Annotated in this window: 26 protein-coding genes and 1 pseudogene; 14 read left to right on the forward strand and 13 right to left on the reverse strand. The window is 50.1% G+C overall.

Annotated elements, in window-relative coordinates; all coding sequences use genetic code 11:
* Positions 1–13: 13 nt before the first annotated feature.
* The gene (locus AAFJ72_RS02125) at positions 14–1,687 is read left to right on the forward strand and encodes a b(o/a)3-type cytochrome-c oxidase subunit 1 (protein ID WP_432775893.1); all 1,674 of its coding nucleotides are present in this window, start codon (positions 14–16) and stop codon (positions 1,685–1,687) included.
* Positions 1,688–1,923: 236 nt separating this feature from the next.
* Here AAFJ72_RS02125 and AAFJ72_RS02130 read toward each other — a convergent pair whose 3' ends face one another.
* The gene (locus AAFJ72_RS02130; protein WP_122903226.1) at positions 1,924–2,679 is read right to left on the reverse strand and encodes an SDR family NAD(P)-dependent oxidoreductase; all 756 of its coding nucleotides are present in this window, start codon (positions 2,677–2,679) and stop codon (positions 1,924–1,926) included.
* Between the two features lie 160 nt (positions 2,680–2,839).
* On the opposite strand from AAFJ72_RS02130, the gene AAFJ72_RS02135 reads away from it, so the two are divergent.
* From AAFJ72_RS02135 to AAFJ72_RS02155, 5 genes and pseudogenes are all read left to right on the forward strand, one after another.
* Positions 2,840–3,472, forward strand: a complete 633-nt coding sequence (locus AAFJ72_RS02135) for a nitroreductase family protein (protein WP_432775894.1) — start codon at positions 2,840–2,842, stop codon at positions 3,470–3,472.
* Positions 3,473–4,220: 748 nt separating this feature from the next.
* Positions 4,221–4,891, forward strand: a pseudogene (locus tag AAFJ72_RS02140) (ISL3 family transposase).
* A gap of 1,163 nt (positions 4,892–6,054) precedes the next feature.
* Entirely contained in the window at positions 6,055–6,801 is a 747-nt protein-coding gene (locus AAFJ72_RS02145) for a hypothetical protein (RefSeq protein WP_122903228.1), read from the forward strand.
* A gap of 60 nt (positions 6,802–6,861) precedes the next feature.
* Positions 6,862–7,602: a hypothetical protein gene (locus AAFJ72_RS02150; protein ID WP_122903229.1), complete on the forward strand. Its 741-nt coding sequence runs from the start codon at positions 6,862–6,864 to the stop codon at positions 7,600–7,602.
* Between the two features lie 304 nt (positions 7,603–7,906).
* Positions 7,907–8,368 (forward strand): hypothetical protein, encoded by a 462-nt coding sequence (locus tag AAFJ72_RS02155; protein WP_122903230.1) that lies wholly within the window; start codon positions 7,907–7,909, stop codon positions 8,366–8,368.
* Positions 8,369–8,668: 300 nt separating this feature from the next.
* Here AAFJ72_RS02155 and AAFJ72_RS02160 read toward each other — a convergent pair whose 3' ends face one another.
* The 4 genes from AAFJ72_RS02160 to AAFJ72_RS02175 all read right to left on the reverse strand — a co-directional run bounded on the left by AAFJ72_RS02160 (position 8,669) and on the right by AAFJ72_RS02175 (position 13,491).
* On the reverse strand, positions 8,669–9,889 hold the full coding sequence (locus AAFJ72_RS02160) for an IS256 family transposase (protein ID WP_025845625.1): 1,221 nt from the start codon (positions 9,887–9,889) through the stop codon (positions 8,669–8,671).
* Positions 9,890–9,942: 53 nt separating this feature from the next.
* Positions 9,943–11,355, reverse strand: a complete 1,413-nt coding sequence (locus tag AAFJ72_RS02165) for a sensor histidine kinase (RefSeq protein WP_432775896.1) — start codon at positions 11,353–11,355, stop codon at positions 9,943–9,945.
* Entirely contained in the window at positions 11,342–12,052 is a 711-nt protein-coding gene (locus tag AAFJ72_RS02170) for a response regulator transcription factor (protein ID WP_432775897.1), read from the reverse strand. The genes AAFJ72_RS02165 and AAFJ72_RS02170 overlap by 14 nt, the downstream gene beginning before the upstream one ends.
* Positions 12,053–12,129: 77 nt before the next feature.
* The gene (locus AAFJ72_RS02175) at positions 12,130–13,491 is read right to left on the reverse strand and encodes a VCBS repeat-containing protein (RefSeq protein WP_432775898.1); all 1,362 of its coding nucleotides are present in this window, start codon (positions 13,489–13,491) and stop codon (positions 12,130–12,132) included.
* A 230-nt stretch (positions 13,492–13,721) separates the two neighbouring features.
* Here AAFJ72_RS02175 and AAFJ72_RS02180 point away from each other — a divergent pair, with 230 nt between their 5' ends.
* Positions 13,722–14,678: a hypothetical protein gene (locus AAFJ72_RS02180; protein WP_432775899.1), complete on the forward strand. Its 957-nt coding sequence runs from the start codon at positions 13,722–13,724 to the stop codon at positions 14,676–14,678.
* A 312-nt stretch (positions 14,679–14,990) separates the two neighbouring features.
* Here the strand turns inward: AAFJ72_RS02180 and AAFJ72_RS02185 are convergent, their stop codons facing one another.
* Positions 14,991–15,752, reverse strand: a complete 762-nt coding sequence (locus tag AAFJ72_RS02185) for a DUF3800 domain-containing protein (protein WP_122903235.1) — start codon at positions 15,750–15,752, stop codon at positions 14,991–14,993.
* A 211-nt stretch (positions 15,753–15,963) separates the two neighbouring features.
* Between AAFJ72_RS02185 and AAFJ72_RS02190 the strand changes: the two genes are divergently transcribed.
* A complete protein-coding gene (locus AAFJ72_RS02190; RefSeq protein WP_432775900.1) occupies positions 15,964–17,172 on the forward strand; it encodes a GTP-binding protein in 1,209 nt (402 codons plus the stop codon).
* Positions 17,173–17,193: 21 nt separating this feature from the next.
* Positions 17,194–17,343: a 50S ribosomal protein L33 gene (gene rpmG / locus AAFJ72_RS02195; protein ID WP_005833307.1), complete on the forward strand. Its 150-nt coding sequence runs from the start codon at positions 17,194–17,196 to the stop codon at positions 17,341–17,343.
* Between the two features lie 57 nt (positions 17,344–17,400).
* Here the strand turns inward: rpmG and AAFJ72_RS02200 are convergent, their stop codons facing one another.
* The 3 genes from AAFJ72_RS02200 to AAFJ72_RS02210 form a co-directional block, all read right to left on the reverse strand.
* Positions 17,401–18,540 (reverse strand): glycerate kinase, encoded by a 1,140-nt coding sequence (locus AAFJ72_RS02200; RefSeq protein WP_432775901.1) that lies wholly within the window; start codon positions 18,538–18,540, stop codon positions 17,401–17,403.
* Between the two features lie 183 nt (positions 18,541–18,723).
* Positions 18,724–19,890: a cation:proton antiporter gene (locus tag AAFJ72_RS02205; protein WP_432775902.1), complete on the reverse strand. Its 1,167-nt coding sequence runs from the start codon at positions 19,888–19,890 to the stop codon at positions 18,724–18,726.
* Positions 19,891–20,464: 574 nt separating this feature from the next.
* Positions 20,465–20,686, reverse strand: coding sequence for a hypothetical protein (locus AAFJ72_RS02210; RefSeq protein WP_432775903.1), 222 nt, complete (start codon positions 20,684–20,686; stop codon positions 20,465–20,467).
* Positions 20,687–20,804: 118 nt separating this feature from the next.
* On the opposite strand from AAFJ72_RS02210, the gene AAFJ72_RS02215 reads away from it, so the two are divergent.
* Positions 20,805–21,515: a hypothetical protein gene (locus AAFJ72_RS02215; RefSeq protein WP_432775904.1), complete on the forward strand. Its 711-nt coding sequence runs from the start codon at positions 20,805–20,807 to the stop codon at positions 21,513–21,515.
* Between the two features lie 88 nt (positions 21,516–21,603).
* On the opposite strand, the gene AAFJ72_RS02220 is transcribed toward AAFJ72_RS02215, so the two are convergent.
* From AAFJ72_RS02220 to AAFJ72_RS02230, 3 genes are all read right to left on the reverse strand, one after another.
* On the reverse strand, positions 21,604–21,738 hold the full coding sequence (locus tag AAFJ72_RS02220; protein WP_281274192.1) for a hypothetical protein: 135 nt from the start codon (positions 21,736–21,738) through the stop codon (positions 21,604–21,606).
* A 27-nt stretch (positions 21,739–21,765) separates the two neighbouring features.
* Positions 21,766–22,053 (reverse strand): hypothetical protein, encoded by a 288-nt coding sequence (locus AAFJ72_RS02225; RefSeq protein WP_122903240.1) that lies wholly within the window; start codon positions 22,051–22,053, stop codon positions 21,766–21,768.
* A 98-nt stretch (positions 22,054–22,151) separates the two neighbouring features.
* Positions 22,152–22,565: an Lrp/AsnC family transcriptional regulator gene (locus tag AAFJ72_RS02230; protein WP_432775905.1), complete on the reverse strand. Its 414-nt coding sequence runs from the start codon at positions 22,563–22,565 to the stop codon at positions 22,152–22,154.
* A 123-nt stretch (positions 22,566–22,688) separates the two neighbouring features.
* Here AAFJ72_RS02230 and AAFJ72_RS02235 point away from each other — a divergent pair, with 123 nt between their 5' ends.
* The 4 genes from AAFJ72_RS02235 (at position 22,689) to clpP (ending at position 25,083) form a co-directional block, all read left to right on the forward strand.
* The gene (locus AAFJ72_RS02235; RefSeq protein WP_432775906.1) at positions 22,689–23,456 is read left to right on the forward strand and encodes an MBL fold metallo-hydrolase; all 768 of its coding nucleotides are present in this window, start codon (positions 22,689–22,691) and stop codon (positions 23,454–23,456) included.
* A gap of 154 nt (positions 23,457–23,610) precedes the next feature.
* Positions 23,611–24,204 (forward strand): winged helix-turn-helix domain-containing protein, encoded by a 594-nt coding sequence (locus AAFJ72_RS02240; RefSeq protein ID WP_432775907.1) that lies wholly within the window; start codon positions 23,611–23,613, stop codon positions 24,202–24,204.
* A complete protein-coding gene (locus AAFJ72_RS02245; RefSeq protein WP_432775908.1) occupies positions 24,201–24,458 on the forward strand; it encodes a hypothetical protein in 258 nt (85 codons plus the stop codon). The genes AAFJ72_RS02240 and AAFJ72_RS02245 overlap by 4 nt, the downstream gene beginning before the upstream one ends.
* A gap of 43 nt (positions 24,459–24,501) precedes the next feature.
* A complete protein-coding gene (gene clpP / locus AAFJ72_RS02250; RefSeq protein WP_122905405.1) occupies positions 24,502–25,083 on the forward strand; it encodes an ATP-dependent Clp endopeptidase proteolytic subunit ClpP in 582 nt (193 codons plus the stop codon).
* A gap of 97 nt (positions 25,084–25,180) precedes the next feature.
* Here clpP and AAFJ72_RS02255 read toward each other — a convergent pair whose 3' ends face one another.
* A complete protein-coding gene (locus tag AAFJ72_RS02255) occupies positions 25,181–26,419 on the reverse strand; it encodes an MFS transporter (protein ID WP_432775909.1) in 1,239 nt (412 codons plus the stop codon).
* Positions 26,420–26,473: the final 54 nt, after the last annotated feature.

The raw sequence follows: 26,473 nt of genomic DNA on the forward strand, positions 1-26,473 counted from the left end.
GTAGGTGAACCCTATGGTAATCGCACGAAAAATAGACGATTCGATTCCCCACGTTCCAATACAGCGGTCAGCGGCAAAGCTTAGTCTGGCGTATGTGTGGGTGGCGTATATCGCCTTCGGGCTGGCTGCATTGGCAGGTATGCTTCAGGGAATGGTGCGCGGCGGTATCATAGAACTGCCAAGCTGGATGAACTACTATCAAATCTTGACAGCTCATGGCGTATTGATGGCACTTATTTTTACCACGTTTTTCATTGTCGGGTTTATCTTTTCCGGTGTAGCCCGAACGACAGGCGGTTCCTTGCACGGAACGACGCTGAAACTTGGTTGGGTAGGCTGGATTCTCATGGTGACAGGTACGTTGATGGCTGGTGTCACAATTGTGATGAATGAAGCTTCGGTCCTGTACACCTTCTATGCTCCATTGAAAGCATCGCCTTATTTCTACATTGGTGCGGCCTTGCTCGTAGTGGGCAGTTGGCTGGCAGGCGTCGGGGTTTTTGCCAGCTACCGCAAATGGAGACGGGAAAATCCGGGGAAAACCTCTCCGCTGTTCGTCTTCATGTCTGTCGCCACTTATATTCTGTGGATCATCGCGACACTTCCGGTAGCGGTTGAGGTGCTGTTCCAACTCATTCCGTGGTCGCTCGGACTGGTACCAAGTATTAACATCATGCTCAGCCGCACGCTGTTCTGGTTTTTTGGTCACCCGCTCGTTTATTTCTGGCTGCTGCCGGCTTACATGGCCTGGTATGTATGCGTTCCGCGCATTATTGGCGGTCATGTTTTCAGTGACTCGCTCAGCCGTCTCTCTTTTATCTGTTTCTTGCTGTTCTCCATTCCGGTTGGGTTCCACCACCAATTGATGGAGCCGGGAATTTCCGCCGGGTGGAAAATGATCCACGTCGTTCTGACGCTGATCGTTGTTATTCCGTCGCTGATGACGGCGTTCTCGATGTTTGCTGTCTTCGAGACAACAGGCCGCAAAAAAGGTGGCAGCGGACTGTTCGGCTGGTTCAAGAAGTTGCCTTGGAGTGACGCTCGCTTCTTCGCTCCGTTTATGGGAATGCTGTTCTTCATTCCTGGTGGTGCGGGCGGAATTATCAACGCAAGTAACCAGCTCAATGCAGTCGTACACAATACGATTTGGGTAACAGGACACTTCCACATTACAGTCGGTGCTGCTGTTGCGCTCACTTTCTTCGGTGTCAGCTTCTGGCTGGTGCCAGCCTTGACGGGACGCAGGCTGACCAAGACGGCAAATCGCATGGCGATGGTGCAAACCGTATTCTGGTCGGTAGGGATGTTCCTGATGTCGCTTGCCATGCATACGATGGGGCTGCAAGGCGCACCGCGCCGGACAGACTACACGACATACATGGATCATCCGACCGCGCTTGGCTGGATGGATTACCAACGCGTCATGGCCTTTGGTGGAGGGCTGCTGTTTGTATCCGCGATTCTGTTGATTCTCATCCTGCTGTACCTGACATTCTACGCACCAAAAGGAAACACCGAGTATCCAATTGCTGAAACCGAGACTAATCAGACAGTGCCAGGCATTTTGGAGCGTTGGCCTGTATGGATCGGGCTGCTCGCCTTCCTGATTGTTCTGGCCTACGGCTATCCGATCATGGAGCAGATTCAGCATCAAGCGCCAGGCTCGCCTCCATTCCGGACCTGGTAAGATTAAGAAAACGAAAAAGCCAAGAGCCACTCTCCATATTATATGCATGGGAGTGGCTCTTTTTGCTTTTACCAGTATCCAAGAGCGGCCAATTCGGTGAAGGCGAGAATCAAGTAGCCAATTGCTAGCAGCCAGAGAGCGAGCAGCCTGAGATCATCCTCTTCAAAAGACATGGAACTCCTCCTTTATCTCTTGTTACTTCCAAAGTATTCAGGAGGAGAGGCATTGGTTTGGCTTTATGGCTCGTAAATCATTTTGCGGGTCATGCCGCCGTCCACCACTAGCTCGGTTCCGGTAATAAAGTCGTTTTCCTTTTGCGTCAAAAAGAGGCAGGCGCGGGCGATGTCGTCGGGCGTACCGACGCGACCTGCGGGATGCTGCGCATGATCCTGGGGGCGCAGCGCCGTATAATCGCCGTTTTCAATCCAGCCTGGCGAGATGGTGTTGACGCGAATTTTGTCGGGACCAAGCGATACGCTCAAGGCGTGGGTGAGGGCCAAAATGCCTCCTTTGGACGCTGCGTACGCCTCTGAATGCGGCTCGGACATGTGGGCTCTGGTCGAGGCCAGATTGACGATGGCTCCGCCGCCGTTTCGCCGCATGAGTTTGGCCGCTTCCCGCGAAGCGAGGAAGACGCTGCGCAGGTTTGTGTTCAAAATACGGTCCCACGCTTCGACAGTCAGGTCGTAAGGAGATTCCCAGACGGACAAGCCGGCGTTGTTGATGAGCACGTCAAGGCGGCCCCAGCGGGCGTCAACGGTTTGCATCAGCCGCTCGATCTGCTGCGGCTCGCTCACATCGGTTTGGACAAACGAGGCTGAGCCTGTCGTTGCTTCTGCTCCGTTTATTTTCCGGACGGCAGCTTCACCGGTCTCGGAACTGCGCTCGGCAATGATGACGTGCGCACCGTGAGCGGCGTACATGGTGGCGACGGCAAGTCCGATGCCCTGTCCGCTGCCTGTGACGATGACAATATTATCCGTGTATTTCAAGCAAAACTCCTCCCAACAATATAGGATGTAATACCATGTCCCTGTCCGTCTTCCGGCAAACTGCAACCGGGAGGAAAAAGGTGGTTGTAAAATGTTTCTAACTATATTAAAGTAAGTGTGTATCAGGAATAGGAAATGAAGATGGAGAGGAGAAAATTGTATGAGTACCGAACTGAAAATGACTGCTGAACAAGTGATGGAAGCTCGCCATAGCGTGCGCAAATACGATCCGAATGCCACAATCCCACAGGGCGACCTGAACGAAATTTTGCGTCTCGCGGCAAGCGCTCCGTCCTCCTGGAACCTGCAGCATTGGCGTTTTCTCGTCGTGACTGATCCGGCGATCAAGCAAAAGCTTCTGCCGATTGCTTACAACCAGCAGCAAGTCGTGGATGCGTATGCCACCATCATCATACTCGGAGATTTGGAAGCGTACAAGTCGGCGCGCCCAGTGTATGACGCTGCCCTCGAAAAAGGCTACGTCACCGAACAAGTGCGTGACACCCTGATCGGGCAAATCGAAGCAGCTTACAATAACAATCCGGAGATCGCCCGCGACGAAGCAATCCGCAACTCTTCCTATGCGGCCATGCAACTGATGCTGGCGGCTAAAGCCAAAGGCTACGACACATGCCCAATGGGCGGATACGATCGCGACGCGCTCATCAAAGAGCTGAACATTCCGTCCCGTTACATCCCGACGCTGATGCTGTCACTCGGCAAAGCAAGCGAGCAAGCTCATCCGACAGCCCGCTTTGGACTGGATGAGCTGGTGATTACGAACAGCTTCTAATCCAACCTTTGCAAGTCCCCCACATCGACAGAGTAAAGCAAGGCCTTACTCTGTCGATGTGGGGGGATTTTTTTAAAAAAAGTATAGGTTCATTAAGAAACAATATGCCATTCTCACACGTCATAAAATATGATTCATCACCATAACCCGTGCTAGACATTGAAAAAACGCAGATGTTCCTCTATCGTGGGAGTTGTTGAGACAACCACTGAAAAGGAGGAAATCTGCGTTGTTCCTTGATTTTAGCACAGACTTTGTCAGACTTCCATCATTCCATCTCACTCATTGGGAAAAAACAACGGAAACGGATTGGATCGCTGTTCTGGAACCGAATTCTGCTTGTTATCTTTGTCCGCTCTGTCTCCGAGCTAGTACCAACCATGCCCGTCCTGGACGGCGTATTCTTCGTCATCGTTTCGTTCCTTCTTGGGGAACCGTCTGGGTATCCGTTCCCATGTATCGCCAGCGCTGTGCGAGTTGTGGGCTTACATGGACAGTGGAATGGAACGGTATCCCGCCTCGAGGATCGGTCACCTCTGCTTTTCAAGAGATGGCAGTGGATATGTGCCGCGGCCGGGATTTGCTCTCGGTTGCCAAACAATTGAGTGTGGCCTACTCGACACTCGAACGCTGGTACTACCAACTAGCCCCCCAACGCCTTGCTCAACCACAAGAACAGGAAGCTCCTGAAGTGGTCTGTCTGGAGGAGTTTGCTCTGCAAAAAGGCCATAAGTATGGCGTGAACCTCATGGATGCTCAAACCGGTCATATCTGGCAAGTTACAGAAGGACGTTCACGTGAACAGGTACAAAACGCCCTGCAGCAATGGCCCTTTCGTAAGGCTCCTCATGTCGTTGTCACGGATTTGGCTCCAGGAATGGCTGAAACCGTACGCCAAGTCTGGAAGCATAGCCTTGTGGTAGCAGATAAATTTCACGTGATCCAGCTTTTCTCGAAAGCGTTGGAAGCTACCCGAAAACGCACGCATGCTCGTGGAACACATCGTCGGGGTAGACATGAGCAACGCCTGTTCCATACGATCCCTGACAAACTGAAGCCCGAAGAGCTTCAGGAACTGAAGAATTGGTTAGCAGAAGATCCACACCTCAACGACTCTACTTTGCGCTTCAAGACATCAGAGCCGTGTATGCCGTTCAAACCCAAGAAGCAGGTGAGAAAGCACTTCAGAAATGGATCGACGACCATCTCTATTCTCCGACTCCTGCGGTTCGTTCCATTGCCAAAACGATTGTCCAGTGGAGAGAGCCCATTCAGAATTATTTTTCCTTTCGGGTAACGAATGCCAAGATTGAAGGGACACACAACAAAGTGAAGGTGATCAAACGAAGAGCCTACGGCTACCGCAATCTAGAGAGATTCAAGATTCGCATTAGACTGGAGTGTAAACCGGCTATATAACTACGAAAAACTGCGCTAGAGGAAGATCAAGCACGTTTTACGGTGAAGAGCTATAAAAATCCATTTAAACATACTGTTCTAAAGATGCGAAAGTGGCTTCTTGGCATCGGCTAGTTTAAGATTAGAGTGATATGAAGTTGCTCTGGTATTTTTATCAACAATTCTTCATGGCTCGTACTGCTCGATACTCTTCACTATATACTCCGATCCCGATCATATTGCCACGAGGTGAAACTTGACATGGATTTGGAGAAATATCACATCGACGAGTGCAAGGAAATGTGACTGTCTTGAGGTGATGATTCCAAGTCCTGATGATCGGGGCCAAATAAGGAACATTTCAAAGCTCTGTTCCTTACAATTTTGCATGCGCTACTTTTCGTACAGGCACACTGCTGTAACTATCCTCTATCTTTTTGACAAGATAAACGCGTTTTCACACCGCTAGTAACTCATTAAGAGCTTTGTCGAAAATTTTCCACCAAGAAATTCGAGGAATAATCAATGTGATGGCTTCAACTAGGGAAGATGCTGTTTGAGCATTCTTTTTTCGCCCATCTGTTTGCTCGTAGCAGAAACGCCCATTTGTTCCTATCCTCTGCGCTTGAATGACTTGATTTGGTACGTATTTCCGCAGTTTGGTCTACCACCTATAATTTCCATATTTTACATAAATAATTAATACTGAAGCACTGATGTTGTATTGAACATTATCAAAATACTGGTTCCAAATCTATCGGTGGTTACGTGTGATGCTCTGGGAGGATAGCCGAATCTGGTGGGAGCGATTAACATCGAAACGAAGAAAGCCTGATCCATAAGCAGGAAGGAAACGGTTGTGTAGCATCTGGTTTAAGTGTATATAAATGCCAAATGGGCGGAACTACCTTTGTGGGTCACTCCGTTCTTTAGCCTTTTGGAAGTGGAAATTACTTCAGAAAAATCAGTTTATTAACCCTGACGATTTTTATGCAACGCTAGTGGAGCCATTTGTATTTTGCAATGGTGACTCAAGATTACCATTCTAACCGAGAGTTTTGAAAAGGGTTCATCTTTTTTACTTAAATAGACTTAACTTTTTGTTGAAAATACATTGAGAATATTCAGATAAAACTATATAATAAAAACCTATAAAGTAAAAATTTTACAGGAGGAGCATAGCAATGAAAAAATTACTTTCAAGGATGGTATTTACATTAACTCTAGTTGTTTCTACACTTTCTTTTGGACACGGATATGCCGCTGAAAAGCAAGAAAAATTGCTTTATAAAGCGGAAATGAAATCAGAAAAAGAGCTTAGAAAAGATGCCTTAGCGGGGAAAAAGGATTACGACTTTAAAAAGATTAAGATTCAATTACGAGATGAAAAAGGAAATGTTGTAAAAGATCTTACCGAACACAGCTACTATACAGTACAAAAATTGAAGGAAACGCAAGTGGGTCAACAGGTAATTAGCGATTACGTAGTATATGCAGTTTCAGATCCATCTGATTATGACCAACGGGATCGGGATAATAACTCAGGTTTAAACTTTCAACAAACCGTTTGGATGTGGACGAGTATCATTAAACAGAATGGTATTGATATGTGGGGAAAAGCAACACGATATGAGGCGAGATGGGATTTGTTGGATAGGAACGGCTTGACAATACAGTCCGGGGAATTCAATGCCAAAGCAATAGGCAAAGGTAAATCTAATAATCAAAACGTAAATTACAGTGATTCAAAACCATATTATCCCCCGGTCTGGGGTCAAAGCTATGTAAAGAATCCTACAGCGGATTATATTCGCCTGGACGATTCGATTGGTGCCTTTGGTGCTAGATTAAAAACTTCGTACACTGCTCGTTCGAGCACTGGTACTCTGTATAGCACGGTTATGGTTGGGAATGGCAGCATCCCCTGGTAACATACACTTAGCTTATTGTGTTTAGAGATGAGATCCTTAAAAAGGTGGTTCTAATCTGAAATGAAAAAATTACTTTCAAGGATGGTATTTACATTAACTCTAGTTGTTTCTACACTTTCTTTTGGACATGGATATGCTGCTGAAAAGCAAGAAAAATTGCTTTATAAAGCGGAAATGAAATCAGAAAAAGAGCTTAGAAAAGATGCCTTAGCGGGGAAAAAGGATTACGACTTTAAAAAGATTAAGATTCAATTACGAGATGAAAAAGGAAATGTTGTAAAAGATCTTACCGAACACAGCTACTATACGGTACAAAAATTGAAGGAAACGCAAGTGGGTCAACAGGTAATTAGCGATTACGTAGTATATGCAGTTTCAGATCCATCTGATTATGACCAACGGGATCGGGATAACAACTCAGGTTTAAACTTTCAACAAACCGTTTGGATGTGGACGAGTATCATTAAACAGAACGGTATTGATATGTGGGGAAAAGCAACACGATATGAGGCGAGATGGGATTTGTTGGATAGGAACGGCTTGACAATACAGTCCGGGGAATTCAATGCGAAAGCTGCTGGCTATAGCAAATCTAGTGGAAAGCTTGTTAGCAATAGTGATCCAAAGCTGTATACCCCTCCCGCCTGGGGCCAAAGCTATATAAAGCTACTTTCATGGGACTATATTAGAATGGATGATAACCTTGGAGGTTTTGGTGCAAGACTAAAAACATCATATACGGCTCGATCGTCAACAGGTACCATTTATAGTACTGTTTCAGTAGGTAATATTGGTTGGTAGTACGTTCTTTTAAATCAAGTAAACGGTCGTTCTGGCCGTTTACTTGGCAAGTTATCAATAAGTTTCTTTGGTGTGACGAACATCAATCGCTCCCATTTCCTCTTAGTTAATCTGGCTAAGATCATTTTTGATTGAAATAGGAGTATACCTCTTATTTCAATGTTGAAGATTTTTTGCACGAGCACTAAACAATCGAAATAATGGGTATCTTGAACGGTGGGAAAATGTTGATGCACCGCTAGCATATTGCCATGAATATTGTAGTGTAAGGCTAAATAATGTTGTGTAAAGGGAGGAATACAATGTGAAGAAGAACATAGGCTTTGTATTTTTGATTATTATCTCCCTTTTTTCATTCGTTGCTTGCTCTGAAAAGGAATGGTCCTATCGGTACGAAGGAACAACAGAAAATTGGCATGGTGTTACTGAAATTATTCCAGATCAAGAGAATGGAGCACGCTTTATTGGGAAAATTAAGTATCTCGGGGATAAAAAGGTGAATACAATTCGTTTTGTATCTAATTTAACTCAAACGAGTGAACAAACAGGTCATGTTCAAAATCCTGATTTTAAAGATGGCTATCTCACCATTTTTCAAGATGTACCTAACTCAGAAAGCACGAAAAACGAGTTTAAAAATGGTGTAACCCCCGAAGAAATTACCCTTTTCTTCGGGGAGTATCCAGTTTACAAAATAACTTGGACAGATGTTGAGGGTATTGAAAATACTGAAATTATTAATTTAAAGTACGCAGATCAAGAATGAAAGTACATTAAATAGGGTGTGTAGATTAAATTTTTGAATGATATGTACAAAGACCAGACATGATCGATAGTGTGACTTTCGGGCTGATCGAGGAAGATGGGTGAAGATGCTGTTCGCTAAAATTGGCGAAGCGGCAAAATGACCAACCAAGGACAAACGGAAAGCCGTTGAACAGCGGCTTTCCGTTACGGCGGGAGGAGGACAAGCGAACCGACTGCCTGGTCAGCCTGCTGAATAATTTTCCTCAGAACCACATAGGGTCTGTCCAGTATTTTGTGTAAACCCTTTTGGAATAAAAAACTAGCGTAAGTATTGGCCGATCCGATCCGGGAAGAACACGGAGAGCTGGAGGAGCATTTGCCCCCAGTTCTGCACTCGTCCAGTCCACTTCCTGGTGACGTCCATGGTAGCCAAATAGAGCATTTTGAGCAGGGCTTCATCGGTGGGGAAAATGCTCTTGCCCTTCGTCACCTTCCGGAGTTGCCGATGGTAACTCTCAATCATATTGGTCGTATAGATCAATTTACGAATCTCTGGTGGATACTTGAAAAAAGTAGCTAGCTCGTCCCAGTTGGTACGCCAAGAGCGAACGATGAGGGGATATTTGTTACCCCATGTTTCCTCAAAACGATCCAATTCCAGTAAGGCAGCCTCTTCTGTTGCCGCTTTGTAGATTGGCTTTAAATCCGCCGTCACTTTCTTAAGATCCTTATAAGAAACATAACGGGTCGAGTTGCGGATTTGATGAATGATGCACTTTTGGATCTCCGTATTCGGATAGCAGGCAGAGATGGCCTGAGAGAAGCCCGTTAGGTTATCCACGCAGGTGATGAGAATGTCCTGAACCCCACGGTTCCGTAAGTCGTTCAGTACGCTCAGCCAGAACTTTGAGGATTCATTCTCTCCAATCCACATGCCTAATACGTCCTTGTTGCCGTCCAAATCAATGCCAATGACCATATAAGCCGCTTTGTTCACAATAGCACCGTCTTGCTTGACTTTGTAGTGAATGGCGTCCATAAATACAACCGCATAGATGCTTTGTAGCGGTCGGTTCTGCCATTCTTTGATGAGTGGCACGATCTTATTCGTCACATTGGAGATCATGGTAGGAGAAACGTCAATTCCATACAGATGGTTCAGATGGTCCTGAATATCCCGTGTGCTGACACCTTTGGCATACATGGCGATAATTTGGTCCTCAATGCCGGTAACGGTAGACTGATGCTTTTTCACGATAACGGGCTCAAATTCGCCATTACGGTCACGTGGCACCGCGATCTCCACCTCGCCGTATTCGCTTGTCACCGTCTTCTTTGTCTTCCCGTTACGGCTGTTTGTTGTTTTCTTTCGCTTCACATCGTGCTTTTCATAGCCGAGTTCCGTGTCAAGCTCCGCCTCTAGCATCGACTGCAGCGTTTCTGCAAACAGTTCCTTCAGTGCCGACTGCACATCGTCCATCGTCTTGAGGTTGTTTTCCTTCACAAACGCCTTCACTTGTTCCTTACTAAATCTCGCCATAGGTGTCATCCTCTCAAACCAACCTTTCTTTTATTGTAATAGGTTTTGAGAGTTTACACAGAATATTTTACAGTCCCACCACATACACAAGGTAGCTCTACCATGATCGAAGTACCCTGTCCTTGCTTGCTATTGACCAAAAAGCGTCCAGTATGCAACTGAATGATCTCTTTGCAGATCGCGAGTCCAAGTCCGCTGCCTGAAAGCTTGGAGCTTCCTTTGAAAAACTTTTCCGTGACATGCGGCAGATCATTCGGGTGTATCCCTTCTCCGCTGTCTGTGACAGTGACGGTCAGCTTGTCCGCGGAGGCCTCTGCTGCTACGGAGATAGTGCCACCCTTTGGCGTAAATTTGAAGGCGTTGTCCAGCAAGTTAACGAACACCTGCTTCAGCCTGTTGCGGTCGCCCATGACAGTGAGCGGGGAGGACGGGAGCGCCAGTTGAAACTCCATCTGCTTTTCCTGGGCGCGGATCGCGAACTGTACGTGCACGTCGTCCAAAATCTCGCGCAAATCGAGCAGCTCACGGGTGAGCTTCATTTCACCGGACTGAAACTTCGAGAAGTCGAGCAACTCTTCCACGAGACCGATGAGGCGGTCGGTTTCCTTGGAGATGACCTCCAGCCCGAGCATCGTTTCTTCCGGGTCTTCCAGGCCGCCGGAGATGAGCGTCTCCCCCCAGCCTTTGATCGAGGTCAGCGGCGTGCGCAGCTCGTGGGAGACAGAAGAGATGAAATCGTTTTTCAGCTTTTCGTTTTTGCCGATCTCTGCTGCCATGTAGTTGAACGTATCGGCGAGCGTCCCGACCTCGTCGTCGTACCGCTTCGGAGCGCGGGCGGTGAAGTTGCCCTCCGCCATTTGCTTCGCGGCATTCGTCAGGTCTTCGATGGGGTCGACGATCCGTTTGGCCATGAGCAGGCTGAGGGCAAAGGCCAGCAGGACGACGCCAGCCCCAACGCCCAGCCCGTACAAGGCGATGCGATTGACTGCCTGATAAAAAGGCTCTGCCGAGATCGTGTAGCGGAGGACGCCGACGTACTCTGACCCGAAGGTGAGGGGATTGGAAACGGCAATGACCCGTTCGCGAGACTCGGACGTTCTGCCCACGAACAGACCTTTTTGCCCCCTGATCGCTTCCATGACGTCGGGGGTTTGGACAAGCTCTCCTGTCTGGAAACCGTACGAGTTGAGTATGACTTTGCCGTTTAGGTCGAGCACCTCGATTTTGGCGTATTCCTGGCTCGATACGTTCTCCAGAATGTAGCGGGCCTTGTCTTTCAAGCGATAGCCGGTTGCGTACTTGTTGATAAAATTGGTGAAGGTCGTGCTGCGCGTCTCCAACGCTTCGGTAGCCGTTCCGAAGTAGTACGTATGGACGGCCCAGTAAAACAGTCCTTCCAGCAAAAGTACGATCAACAGCAGGATCATGCCGAAGTAAAAGACGAGCCTGCTTCTAATTCCTTTCATCAGGAGCATCCTTCCGCCAGAGATACCCGTACCCCCAGACCGTTTCCAGGAAGGTTGGATGGGCAGGATCGTCTTCGATCTTTTGCCGAATTCTGCGGATGTTCACATCCACGATTTTCAGGTCCCCGACGAAAAACTGCCCCCAGACCTTCCTCAAAATCTCATCGCGACTGATCGCTTTGTTGGCATTCTCAGCCAGCAGCTTGATAATGGAAAACTCCTTGGGGGTCAGGACGATTTCCTGATCCTTTTTGAGCAGTTTTCGCTCATCGAGCAGCAGGGTGAAGGGAGCGATGTCAATCGTATTTTTGTCCTCCACAGCAGCGGGGAGGGGTGTCAGCCTGCGGTGCAATGCCTTTACGCGGGCCAACAGCTCAGCCGGACTGAACGGCTTCGACACGTAATCGTCTGCCCCGAACTCCAGCCCCATCACTTTGTCCAGCTCCTGGCTTTTGGCAGTAAGCATGATGATTCCAAGGCGCGGGTATTTTTTGCGCAGCTGTCCGCACACTTCAAAGCCGTCAATGCCGGGCAGCATCACATCGAGAATGGCAATTTCAATATCGCTTTGCGCTTGCGCGATTTCCAGCGCTTCTTCGCCTGTCGCTGCTTCAACGACATCCCAGCCTTCACGCCGCAGATTGATGCGGACAAAATCACGAATGGATTTTTCGTCTTCCAGCAATAAAACCTTCATAAACAAATCCCCTTGGTCTGATTTTGACTTTTTCGCTCTCAGGTGGATTGGTACAGGAAAAACCGCTTTGGCCTTTATCACGGAATGGATAAAGGCTTGTAGAGCTGACGTATCTCGTCTGCCGTGAGCTGCATGGAGCGGTACTCCTGCATGGCAGACTTGCCAAGGCTGGGTGTCGCTTGCGGAAGGAGCGCGATCAGAACCTGCTTTCCTTCTTCCTTCAACAGAACGTAAGGCACTTGCTTTTGTTTGAGTCCGTTCTCGAATTTGTTCCATTCGGTTTGCGGAATGGTTTGGAGCGTCAAAAGCTCGGCTTTATTTTTTCCGTTTTCTCCGTAGTAGAAAAAGCGGATGGTGTGCGAACTGGCGTTGGGAATGGCGGATATGGTGAATTTTTCGCGCCATTTTTCCGGAATTTTCATATCCAGTCCAAGTGAATAGTTTTGGTAATGATCTTCCACGTGCTTCAGCCCAGTCTTGCCGTCCCATTGAAAATAGGAGGAGATCCAGGGAATTTCGGCCATGGCCATCTCTTCTGTGCCAGGCGGCTGCGTTCTGGTGCCGATCTCGATAATGCCGTCTCCGTTAATATCCTCACTGTACAAGGCATAGGCCTTGAAGGTGACATCCATTTCTCCCTCTGCCTTGGCCAGTGGGTTGTGCAAGGTGCCATTTTCCCAGATCAATAGGTCGGTGGATGCCGAGTGCGCGCCTACCCCGGCTTCGATGAACAGGGCATTTTTTTCAGGAGACGCTTTTCCGATGATCGCTTGCTCGTATCCGTTCACATAGCCGTCGAGCGCTACCTCGGCCAGCTTGGTGATTTGGCCGTCTTTTGCACCAAACAGCTCTGCCTTGGAGGTGAAATTGTTGTGATCGTGCAGGACCAGAGCAAGCTCAGTCTGCTGATCTCCGGTCAAATCGCCAACCGCCATGACGGAATAGGGTTGCTTCATCAGCTCCCTGGTATTGTCGTCGGTAATGGAGTACACCGACAGCTCCCGGTTCAGACCGTCGCCGCCGCCCAGGCCAATCAGCATCTCGGGAACCTGGTCGCCGTTGAGATCGTGAAACGAAACGTAGTCCAGCTCATTGCCAATCCCGGTAAAGGAGGTCAGCTTTTGCCAGTTTCCTTGCTTTTGCGTAAGCACCAGCACACCGATTTCGTAATCGGTTTTTTCCGACTTGTAAAAGGCGACGACCTCGGGAGTACCATCGCCGTTCAGGTCTTGCAGAGAGACGGCGCTCGCCTCTGCGGGGTGGAGCGGCATCGCCAACTGTGAGCCCGCAGGCAAAAATTGCATGACCGCCTGATTGATCGATTTTTGATCGCCATCGGCAGCGGGCGCGCGCATCAGTTCGTTAGGGGTATCTGCCAGGCCGCAACCGCTCAGAAGAGAAGCGCAGATCGCGGCAGGCAAAAGCCAGGCCTTTTTCATTTGTGCTTGTTCCTTTCTACAGCTACTTCCGTTTGACTATATTGTAGCCTGCATTATCTGCGAAGTTGTTGCAAATCGGTAAAAATGGCGAGAAAACATTGGGGTTATTTCCTAGCAACATTTGAACGGTTCATCTCGTTTAGAAAGAAGAGCAGCGAAGAAAAGGCACGGGTGTAACCTTTGGCAAGAAACGGCGTGCCTGCGTGCCTGTTACATAGGGGGAGAGAATCATGAGACTTTGGCAAAGAACGATGGCAACAATCGTATGGAGCGGTGCTATTCTCATGGCATCAGGACTGGGGGTTGCTCCGGTTCATGCGAATGTCCTTCCGTCACAGTCCCAATCGTATGCTACCGTTGCCCTGTTGCAACCGCAGCACAACATTCCGTTTTCCGTGCAGTTTACCGACGGGTTTCGGGTAAAGGTAACGAATTTGCAGACAAAAGCAGTCAGCACGTTTGATTTGTCTGCCAATAAAGCGACATACCTGCATCAAGGGATTTATCAGGCAAACGGCAAGCTGCAAAAGCCGACGAACGGCTACGTGCAAAAGCTGGTGGAACTGGTGCCTTTTCGCGATGCCAAAGGCAATCTGCGCTGGATGGGCAAGCAAAATATTTGGGGAGTAAACAATCAGGACCATATTGCTGTAGCGACGAGCGTGTGGAATATCGTGGACCAAAAGCCGCAACTGCTCGGGGTCACGCTGGAAAAAACCGATGTCGACAACTTGCCTTCGCCGGATGTCTCAATCAATAGCGGGTTCAGCATGAAAAGCGACAGTACATTTGTGCTGGATACGAAATACGCAGATGTGACAGGCGACGGGATCAAGGACCACATTTTTTTGGTAGGCGACAAGATGGGATTGGCGATGAACCAGACGGCCGAGAATTTGCGCATTGTGGTTCGCGAAGGGAAAAACAACCAGCAGACGTTTGTTTCGGTGGGCACGCGCGACAAAGCTTTGCTGCCGAAGCTGCACATAACAGACGGCAACAACGATCAGGTCAAGGACATTTTGGTCACGATGCCGACCGCCGCGGGCCATGTATACAGCCAGATTACATGGAAAGGGAATCGTCCGACCCCGGTAGTGAGCCAGGATCAGTTGAACAACCGCAGCTTGTATCAGCCGGTCATCGGCGCGTATGGGGAAGCGGTGGCGATGAAGCGGGTGAAGTAGCGGAAGGATCGACACACGTAAACAGGGCTTCGCTGAAAAGCTGGGCGAAGCCTGTGTTTTCTCTCCGTTATGCTTGACAACTTCCTTTTGCAAACGTACAATTATAGATGTGGATTTGCTCGCACGTTGTGTACGACTAAATCCACACGAAAATTAAGGCATTCTGTACGTAGCTCATGCATTGACCTATGAACAGAATGTCTTAATTTATTTTGACATATCGTCCGGTGATTTTGGATAGGGTAGAAATAAGGTCGCACGTTGTGTACGACCGACAAGAGGAGTTCGCACGTTGTGTGCGTCCTCCTCTTTTTATTTGTATTCCCAGATGATGAGCTTGGAGTCCAGATGCCGTGCATATATATCGAGGATGGCGGCCTGGTGTCGTTTTCGCGGAGGGAAGCCGTAACGATGCCGGAAATGGACAGAGGTGATGAAGTTAATCATATCAGCCAGTTGAATCAGGTTTCCGTTATGATCGTGCGACAGCTTTACCTGCAGGTCGGGATACACTCTGCGATTGAGCGGATTTCGCAGGGCGTCACGAAAATGGTTGAGCTCGCTCGGCTTGCCGTCGTCACAAATGACAAACGCATACGAGTCAGCACGGCTCAGCTCGTTGGACAGGCAGCGAACAAGCTCCGTATACGCGTGGAGATGCATGCGGTTATGGTTGGTTTCACCCGTCCGGGTCTGGTAAAGCTGTTTGTTGACGAGAGCAGCCACTACCTTTACTTCCGAAGCCTTCACTAAAGACAACAAATTTTCCACGACTTTGAAGCGTTGGCCATCCGATAAGTTATAGTAGAAATTTTCCCCGTCAATAAATGCCTTTCCGTGGATTTCAAACTTTTTAAAAAAGTCGATATGGGGAAACTGCTCTGCGGGTATGCCGTGAATGGTGGCTTTTATATCTTTTTCCAGATTGTCTTTGATTTTCTGGACCTCATGATGCAAAAACACCTGGTAATGGATGGGGACCAGGATGCCTGCGTAACAGAGAACGGGTTGATTTCTCATATCATTGAAGCCGTTGTTTCCTGATTCATCTGTGTAAAATCCGTATAACGTCACATCTGCCCCTACTTTCCATTGCGACATAAATTGATTATAGCAAACGATGAAACAAGAGCGGGCAGAAAAAGAGCGAGGATAGGGTCACTTCATCATTTTGTTACGCCTAAACGTAATCATTACGATTTGTCTTGACAAGGGAAAGAGTGTTGCGTTAGCATGTTTATTAAATCGTAACCATTACGTTTTGAGAAGCGAAGGAGATTGGCTTATGACCGATAAAAGAATCCCGGTAACTGTCCTGAGCGGCTATCTGGGAGCAGGCAAAACAACCGTGCTCAATCATGTCTTGAACAACCGGGAAGGCATGCGCGTCGCCGTGATCGTCAACGACCTCAGCGAGGTGAATGTGGATGGCACGCTGGTATCGCAAGGAGGGGGTGTTTCCCGTGTGGACGAAAAGGTCGTGGAGATGTCGAACGGCTGCATTTGCTGTACGCTGCGCGAGGATTTGCTGACAGAAGTGGAGCGGCTGGCACGCGAAGGACGGTATGACTACATATTGATTGAATCGACGGGGATCGGCGAGCCTGTTCCCGTCGCCCAGACCTTCACGTATGTCGATGAGGAAAACGGCATCAACCTGTCTGCTTTGACCCGGCTGGACACAATGGTGACGGTCGTGGACGCGTACCGTTTCTGGCATGACTTTTCCTCGGGGGAAAGTCTTTTGGACAGGGGGCAGGCAGTCGGGGAGGACGATACGCGCGAAGTGGTAGACTTGTTGATCGACCAGATCGAGTTTTGCGACGTTCTTATTTTGAACAAATGCGACCGGGTAAACCCGGAAGAGCTGGAGCAACTGGAGGCGGTACTGCGCAAATTGCAGCCAAAGGCCCGCTTGATCCGGGCGGTGCGCGGACAGGTCGACCCGCATGAGATTTTGAATACCGGACTGTTTGACTTTGAGACGGCCAGCCAGTCGGCAGGGTGGATTGCCGAGCTGCAAAAAGAAGAGCATACGCCAGAGACGGACGAGTACGGTATTTCTTCTTTTGTCTATCGCGCGCGCAGGCCGTTTCACCCCGAACGGTTTGGCGAGTGGCTGGCCGCCTGGCCGGAGGAAGTCGTGCGGGCAAAAGGGTTTTTCTGGCTGGCTACCCGCAACGATCTGGCGATGACGCTCAGCCAGGCAGGGCCTTCGATTGAGATTGGAACCGCCGGATTTTGGGCGGCGGCATTGCCTGCCAAGGAGCGGGAAGCGCTGTTGGCAGAGGAGCCGGATATGCGGCAGACGTGGGACCCGGTGCATGGCGACAGAATGACAGAGCTTGTGTTCATCGGCATCGGCCTGGACCGGGAAGCGGTCACAGCGCAGCTGGATACTTGTCTCTTGACGGATGAGGAGTACCATGCGGACTGGGCCAAGCTGCCTGACCCGTTGCCTACTGCAAGCACCGTCGTAGAGATGCTGCTGTAAGACAAAAAGGAGGAAAGCGACATGCGCGTCAACATTACGCTGCAATGCACGGAAACAGGAGATCGCAACTACATCACGACCAAAAACAAGCGAACCAATCCCGAGCGGCTGGAGCTGAAAAAGTATTCGCCCCGCCTGAAACGCCATACCTTGCATCGGGAAACGAAGTAGATGACGAAAAGCTCTCCCTTGGCAGCAGGTTGCTGTGGGAGAGCTTTTTTCCAGCCTTCATAAACCACTCCGGCAAGCCCAAATCCGCATAACCTGCTCGGCCGCCTGTTCCAAAAGCGCGGCGCTGTCCCGCATGGACTCATCCAGCGTCATCGGCCGATTGGCGATGCTGACGACGGCGGTGACGCCTTTTTCATACAACGCTTCGATTCCTTCACCGATGGAACCCGCCAGCACGATGACGGGGATGCCGAATTGCTGCGCGAGCTGGGCGACGCCGCACGCTGTTTTTCCTTGGGCGGTTTGCCCGTCCACCTGGCCTTCTCCGGTAATGACGAGATCGGCGCCCTGCATGGCGCAAGCGAGGCGGGTTGTCTCCATGACGATCTGTATTCCCGCTTGCAGCTCGCCGCCGAGAAAGGCGAGAAGCGCCCCGGCCACACCGCCCGCTGCGCCTGTTCCCGGCAGATCGTGAATGGCAATTCCCCGACTTTTTTCTATTACGTCTGCAAAATGGCGCAAACGGTCGTCCAGGGCGAGGGCCATTTCCGGGGTAGCTCCCTTTTGCGGGCCGAATACGTGGGAAGCGCCGTTTGGCCCGACAAACGGGTTGGTGACGTCGCAGGCGACGACAAACTGAGATTCGTCAAGACGCTTGTCTTTCTGGCTGCAATCAATGCGGCTCAGCCGGGAAAGCTCTCCCCCGCCAAAGGATAAGGGTTGGTCATCCTCGGTGAGCAGTCTGTAGCCCAAAGCTTGCAGCATGCCTGCGCCGCCATCGTTTGTGGCGCTGCCGCCGAGTCCGAGAATAAAGCGGCGGCAGCCCAGGTCGAGGCCAGCCATAATCAGTTGCCCGAAGCCGTAGGTCGTGGTGCGAAGCGGGTTGCGCTCCGCTTCGGAGATGAGATACAGGCCGGATGAAGCTGCCAGCTCGATCACGCAGGTAACGCCGTCGCCGAGAATGCCGAACTCGGCTGCAACAGGTCGCCCGAGCGGGTCTTTGACCGTGGCTGTCATGAGTTTTCCAGCGGTCGCGTCGACGAGGCATGGCAGTGTACCTTCTCCGCCGTCTGCCATCGGTTTGGCGACAATCTTGGCACGGGGATACACGCGGAGCACGCCGGCGCGAATCGCTTCGCTGACTTGCTTGGCAGTGAGGCTTCCTTTAAATGAGTCCGGTGCTACGACAACTTTCATGCAGACCGCTCTCCTTTGCGTCATTTTTTATACGGGCTTCGCCAGCAGCGAAAGAAGCTTTTGCTTGTTGGCAGGAACCATTTTTTTCTTCATCATAAACCGAAACGGAACCGATTGCGAAGGCGATGCGAAAGAAAAAAGCTGCTCCGACGTCATCTGACGTGGAACAGCCCGGCTTGTCGTTTACGCGTTCTTTTTCAGCAAAAGTGGTTCTTCCTGCGTATTTTTATCCGCAAACAGCCATTTCATGATCGGCGGAGTGACAATCGTCGTCAGCAGGACAACGACGATCAAGACAGCGAACATGTCCTCGGTCAGCAGGTTGTTTTCCAGCCCGATTGCGGCGATAATCAGCGCCACTTCGCCACGCGACACCATGGCAGCGCCGATGGCCAGCGAATTTTTCCAAGGGAAGCCGGTGATTTTTGCGCCGAAGGCTCCGCCGACCAGCTTGGAAACAATGGCGATCACACTTAACACGACAATCAGCCACCAATTTTCGACGATCCCGGAAAATTGGGCGGTGACGCCAATCGAGGTGAAAAAGACAGGAACAAAGATGGCGTAGCTGATCGTTTCTACCTTGTGGGTGACTTCCTGCTTGTAGCTGGTCAGGCTGATCGCGACACCCGCAATATAGGAGCCGATAATGGCGGCAACGCCTGTGTACTCGGCAAAATAGGCGAACAGGAAACCAATAATCAGCGCCGCGGAAATCACGGCTTCGCTAACTTGCAGCGGTGCGAATTTGCGCAAAACCCACGGGACGACTTTCCAGGCCAGCAGGATCACAATCGCGAAAAACGCCAGCTTTTTGGCAATGACCAGGCCAAGGTTCACATCGCTGCCAGCGAAGCTCATCAAAAACGCCAGCGCCAAAATGACGAGTACGTCGTCGATGACGGCAGCCCCCATGATGGTTGCCCCCTCTCTCGACTTGAGCTTGCCCAACTCCTTCAACGTCTGCACAGAGATGCTCACACTGGTTGCCGAGAGCAAAAGCCCCAAAAAGAGACCCTCAAATGAGGAAAGCCCCATCGTAACTCCGGCGACATAGCCCAGTGCCAGAGGCGCAATGATGCCAGCCACTCCGACACTGGTGGAAGACTTGGCGGTGCGCTTGAACTCGTCAATATCGGTTTCCAGTCCAGCGATGAACATGAGCAGAATGACGCCGATCTGGCTGATTTCTTTCAAAATTTCCGTGTCAGTCACCAGCCCGAGCACCGTTGGACCGAGCACAATCCCGATCAGCAGCTTCCCCAAAACGGACGGCTGTCCCAGTCGCACACTGATGTCTCCGGCGATTTTGGAGGCGATCAGGATGACAGCCAGTTGAAAAATAAGCATGCGGTTTCCCCCTTTTTAATCTGTGTGCAAGATGCAAAAAGAGCCCGCCATCACGGGGTTTTTCTTTTTGTCGGCTGAAAAAAGACAAAAAGAACCCTATGATGACAGGCTCCTCCATAAACAAAGTGGATATTCATTTACACTGTGACTTTATTTTAGCATAGCGCTTGCGGAAAGTAAAGCAACATTATGCATTACCAGCAGGAGTTACCCTGGTTTATTTGAAAAAAATACCAGGTTGATTTTGAACAAAAGGATGGACAACGATAGTTTGATTATCACAAAAAAATGGATCTCAAAGTACTTTATTAAAAAATTAAGATCTTAATATGAAAGAAACTTTATGGTCTCTAAATAGCTCATGAGCTTTGCTGTTTGTGAGGAGCGTGGCATGATAGAACGAGTCTGCTACCGAAGCCGAAAAAAGACTGCCCTTCACCTTGCAATGGTGAGGACAGAAGGTGAGTCAATACAAATCATGGTTAGTTGTGAATTTAAGCAACAGAAAAAGTCCCCAAAACTGGCATGAGGTCTTTAATAACTCGTCACCGACTTATTTGAAGGCTTGGGGAGGTTATTTCCTATTGTTTTTAAATAAAACTAGAAAAAGCAAAATAGCATTCATAATCAATATTCCAATAAGTAAGTAATTGGTTGTGTGTAGAGTCGCATTAAGGGAACCTAGTTCTCCTTGAACGGCAAGTAAAGAACTGCTAGTCTTGTCGCCTGTTTCGCGAATACTTAAGGAGAGATCATTAAAATACTGATGCAATTCCGTTAAGTCCAGTTTTTCCATAAACAAAACACACCCTTTTGGAATTTTTACAAACTTTACTAAAAAAGGAATTGACGTTGCAATTTTTGCATTATACCATAATTTTGTAAAAAAACCAAATAAATAGAGGTGCTGTTCTGTGAAACTTCTAAATGTGAAGTCGATCTTTGCGAGTTTACTTTGCGGAGCCTTAATTTTTTCGGCTTCTGGGCTATCTATTGCTCAATCAAAGGAAAGTGTTCAAGAGGTGCAACTTAAGTTAACTTCTGTTGAGATTCAATTGACCCCTGACCTTGAAATGGTTCGTACTGAGACGGAAGATTCTGCAACAGTAGAATTGATTGACAAACAAACTGGTGAAATTACAGCTACATATTCGGAGATAATCGAAGAAGTTGTACCTGCTGTGTCGGGGAAAGGTAATGGTAAAGGAATTAGAGCAATGGCCACTGGAAACTATACTACCGTGACAGTGAAAAAAGATAAAAAAGATGGGCCTGTAAATACGGAGTTATCCGCGAAATTGAAAGTCTACTCTTCTGGATCTTTTAGACAAATTAATTCAATTGAGAGCAAGAATATGAAAATTACAAATTCGAACTCGGCTAAGTTGGAAGATAAAGAGATTGTCGGGATTTCAACTTCTGACAAATTCCCAACCCAAGAAATTGAACTGAGTGCAAGTGCAACAATTGTTTACACAAGCACGAATTCTGCGAGTGCAACAGGGGCTTTCAGTGTATCCGCGCTAAAGTCAGCAGGATTTGACGTTTCTTACACCGGAAGCAAACAATGGGAATATTATGCCCGCAAAGCCATTGATATGGGACTCCGTTACAAACTTAACTAAAAATCACTTGCCACTTTAAAAACAAAAAGCCTGACTGTCATCAGAAACAGACAGCCAGGCTATTTCTATCTCGCCTTAAAAAGCCCCCTTATTTCCAGTTAACAAAATCAGACATCTGCGCGAAAGCCTCTGCCAAAGCATGCAGGCTCTCCCCGGTCTGGTAAGCAAAAAGCGGCAAGCCTACCACAAACAACAAAGCTTCTCCGATGTACTTGGCGATCATGCGATCTACCTCCTTTTGGATTTTGGGTCAAACAGCCAAATCCAAAAGGGAGCGGTACGAATCCTTGTCGCCACTCGTGTGCTGCGAACGCCGGATCAGGCGAAGGCGCAACGATTGCCTTGCTGTCATCGGATACGTCTCAACCAGGCCAGGATTGATCGAAGGTCGATAGGTGTCACCAGAATTCCAACGAAACGCCTGTATTTGCGGGCGATGCCGGCGTCTGAGACAAAAAGCAGACGTAAAGCAGCCCACAAACAGGGCGAGCAAGGCAAAGAAATCCTCCAGTGAAAACAGCAACAGCATATCTTCCATGGCGATTTCCCTCCTTTCGTACCCATCATTTTATCCCTGTTCACATGATCGGGCAAGACGGAAAAGAAGGGAGATTGCTTCCGGTCGGAATCGCTGCCCTATTTGAGTTGGCCGATTGACAGATTGACGCGGTAGTTGCCAAAGGGCAGGAGATCGTCCAAAAAACGGTTTAAGGCGGTGTGGTCCGCGACGTTGATTTTCAGCACGTAGCAGCCTTCTCCGCTGATGCGATGGGCTTCGATTACTTCGCTGCGGCTTGCGACGAAGCGGGCAAAGCGCGAATGGTCGGTGGTTTTCATGAATACAGTGACCAGCGCGGTGAGCGAAGGGGCCAGCTTGGCCTCGTCGACGATGGTCGTGTATCTGATAATGACGCCTTGTTCTTCCAGTTTTCTGATCCGGTTGCCGACGGCTTGCCCGCTCAGATGGACCTGTTCGCCGATGTCTTTCCACAAAAGACGGCTGTTTTGACGCAGCAAAGCCAGAATGGCATGGTCGGTTGGGTCGAGCATGAAAATCTCCTTTCGCGGTGAAAGTGAGGCGTTTGATTCGTTTCGCGGCTACATGCGCGCGCCTTTTACAATAAAAGCAAGTTCACACCTATTATACGACTGCGATTGGAGGACAGAGAAGACATGCAAATCCAACTTGTTCGACATGCTACGCTCAAAGTGACCTACAGCGGCCGCACGTTTTTGATCGACCCGATGTTCAGCGCGGCGGGTGAGCTGTCTGCTGTGCCGAATACGCCGAATCAGCGGGCGAATCCGCTGGTAGAGCTGCCTTTTTCCGCGGAAGAAGTGCTGGATGGCGTGGAGGTGGTTTTGGTGACGCATACGCACAGAGATCATCTGGACGAAAAGGCGCTCCGCTTGTTGCCCGCCGACCTGCCTGTCTTTTGCCAGCTCCCGGATAGGGACATGCTGCACCAGCACGGCTTTTCCCATGTAACCGCGATTGAAAGCGAGCAGGAGTGGCAAGGGGTTCGCCTCTACCGCACAGGCGGAAGGCACGGGACAGGCGAGATCGGGGAACGGATGGGGCCAGTGTCCGGCTTTGTGTTGCAGGCGCCTGGCGAGCCGACGCTGTACGTGGCCGGGGATACGGTATGGTGTGCCGAAGTGGAGGAAGCCATCCGGCGGTTTGCTCCAGACGTGATTGTTGTGTTTGCCGGAGCAGCCCGGTTTTTGACGGGCGACCCGATCACCATGACGGGGGAGGACATCGCTCTTGTCGCCGCCGCATCGCCGGACAGCCACCTTTTCGTTGCCCACATGGAGACGTGGAATCACTGCCTGTTGTCACGCGCCGAGTTACATGCGTTTTTGGCGGAACGAAAGCTGCAGGACCGTGCGCGGGTGCCTGCAGATGGAGAGAAAATCACCTATCCGGCTCCCCGGTAATATTCCGGCGGAAAAAGACAGATACAGCAGCTTCGCTCACGGGAGGCTGCTTTTTTTCATGCCGCCATTTTTCGGGCTTGCCCAGCATTTGACAAATTGAATCTCACGTAATAAACTGTTTTTACGTAAATGTTTAATGTCATGAGGTGTTGTTGTGGCCCACGAACAACTGGAAACGTATGTCGTCGAGACGCCGGAGCAGGCGATGGCGCTGTTGAATCCGCTCAGGGCGGAGATTTTGAGCCGACTGGCGGAGCCTGCTTCTGCGGCGGAAGTGGCGCGTGCAATCAATGAGATTCCGCAGCGCGTCAATTATCATCTGAAGGCTTTGGAAAAAGTCGGGCTGGTCAGGCGGGTGGGAAGCCGGCAGGTTCGCAATCTGGTCGAGGTGCTGTATTTGGCAATCGCCCGAACCTACGTGCTCTCGGAAGGGCTGAACTGGGCGAACGAAACGGTACAGCAGATGAAGGACCAGGGCGCCTTGTCGCATCTGATCCATACGGCTGAGCGGATCAAGCGCGATGCCCTGCTCTTGCTGGAGCGTTCGGATCAGGAAAAAGAAATTCCGAGCGCCACACTCGATACCACCATTCGCCTCGCCAGTGAGGAAGAGCGGAGCGCTTTTGTCGAGGAATACGTGCAACTGGTGAATCAGTTGGTCAAAAAGTATCAGACGAAAGCGCAGGGACAGGAAACGTATCAGGTCATTCTCGCGGTGTATCCAAAAGAAGGAGGCGAGCAGTCATGAAGACGGAAGTCACAGCAGCAGGCCAACAAAGGCCAGTCGTCGTGTGGGAAAAGCGGACCGAAGCCAGGCGGGGCAATGTCATTGCGCTTCCTGCAAGAGACGGCAGCAGTGGCGCAGTGGACGGTGAAGCCACTGTTACCTCCTGGACAGTGGGACCGGCTGACAACCCGGCTGTCGTCACGCAAGTCTCCTCCGGGTTTGGCAAAAGCAAAGCGGCTGCACCGCAGGCCAGCAGCATGAGGCTGGCCGCGTAATCCATCCATTTTGTCCACGAACAAATAAAAGGGAGGGTTTTGCATGAATCTGATTCCGGTAGTGGTGGAGCAGACGAGTTATGGAGAGCGTTCGTACGATATTTACTCCCGCTTGCTGAAAGACCGCATCATTTTTGTGGGCAGCGCCATTGATGACCAGGTTGCGAATGCGGTTGTAGCCCAGTTGCTGTTCCTGGCGGCGGAAGACCCGAAAAAAGATATTCATCTGTACATCAACTCGCCCGGCGGCTCTGTGACAGCGGGAATGGCGATCATCGACACGATGCAATTCGTCGCCCCGGACGTATCCACGATTTGCACGGGAATGGCGGCCTCCATGGGAGCGATGCTGCTGGTGGCAGGAGCGCCAGGCAAACGCTACGCCCTGCCAAACGCGGAAATCATGATTCATCAGCCGTGGGGCGGCAGCCAAGGGCAGGCGAGCGACATCAAGATCGCCGCAGAACGAATCCTCAGACACCGCAGCATGCTCTACTCGATCATTTCAGAGCGCACGGGCAAGCCAGTCGAGAAGATCGAACAAGACGCCGACCGCGACTACTTCATGTCGGCAGCCGAAGCGCTTGACTACGGCTTGATCGACAAAGTCATCCAAAAGCTGTAACGAAACGAAAAGATCACAGGCATACCAAGCATCCACGGACGGCTCCGCGGGTGCTCTTTCTTTTTAGGAAAAAGCAAAAGCAGGAGGATCGCTGCGATCACGCCAGCCGCCACAAGGACAGCTTGCGGTAGAGCAAAAATATCAGCCCATTGCCGACGGCAGCGGCGAGAAATACTGCCCACGGGCCGAACGATACCGTCATGAAGCCGGAGCCGTAGATGGAAAAGACGATGCCCAGCTTGAAAATGGAGCCGGTAATGCCGCTGATCCGCCCGATCAGATGGGCAGGGGTAGTCTCCTGGCGAAACGTCCAGATACAAACGCTATTAATGGTAGAAAAAAGCCCGGTGAGAAACAGCGACAGACAGAGCAGCCACGTACTGCTGGCAAAAACCATGAGCAGGTAGGAGAAGCCGAGCAACAAAATCGTCGTGCCCATCAACTGCCCAATCGGAAAGCGCCGCCGCAGGGAAGCGACCAGCGAACTGCCAACAAGGCCGCCGATCCCGGCTGCGGATAGCACCAGCCCGAGCGTAGACGTGTCCAGCCGCAAATGGTCTTTGGCGAAAAAAATAATCATCGCGTCATACATGCCGGAAGTCGCGTTGAGAAAAATGACGAGCAAGCTGATCCGCCACAGCGCCTGATTGCGAAAAAGCTCGATCCACCCGGTTTTCAGATCCTGCCAGAAGCCTGCCTTCTGGACCGGGGGAGCATCGGCCTTTTCCAGAAAGGAGATGGCCACAAGAGCCAGCAAATAAGCAATACCAGTAATCAAAAGACCCGCGTGCAGGCTGGCGAGCAGCAGGATAAAGCCGGTAAGCGCAGGCCCCATGATCTCGATGAACGTGCTCATGAAGGAAAAGTGGGCATTTGCCGAAGTGAGCAGCGGAGTAGGGACAACCTGCTTGAGCATGCTGACCCGGGCGTTGTGGAAGCCGTAGTGCATGGCCATGAGAAAAAATCCGGCTACGTAGTAGTGAACGACCTGGGCTTGTCCCGCCGCTGACAAGCCGTACAGCAAAAAGAGTAGCACCATTTGCCCGAACACCATCCATTGTGACCAGCGCTTTTTGGAAAAGCGGTCGACCCATACGCCAATGAACATGGCGAGCAGCAGATTAGGCAAAAACTCGATGCTTTTCATTGTCGTCATCGTCACAGGTGACTGCGTCATGTCGTACAAAATAAGCGGCAAGGCGAGTTCGTACACTTTGCTGCCACAAGCAAGCAAAGTGGAACTGAAAAACAGGATAAGAAACGGCCGATTGCGCCAGATCGAGGCGCGTTGGGGCACTTTTGCATCGGCCAGCGTTTTTGTTTGGTTGACCAGCATGGAAATCAACCCCTCCTTTTTGTACTCCATTGTAGTTGGAAAAAGGGGAAGAAA

This window comes from Brevibacillus gelatini (genome assembly GCF_050920745.1).
Lineage (GTDB): Bacteria > Bacillota > Bacilli > Brevibacillales > Brevibacillaceae > Brevibacillus > Brevibacillus gelatini.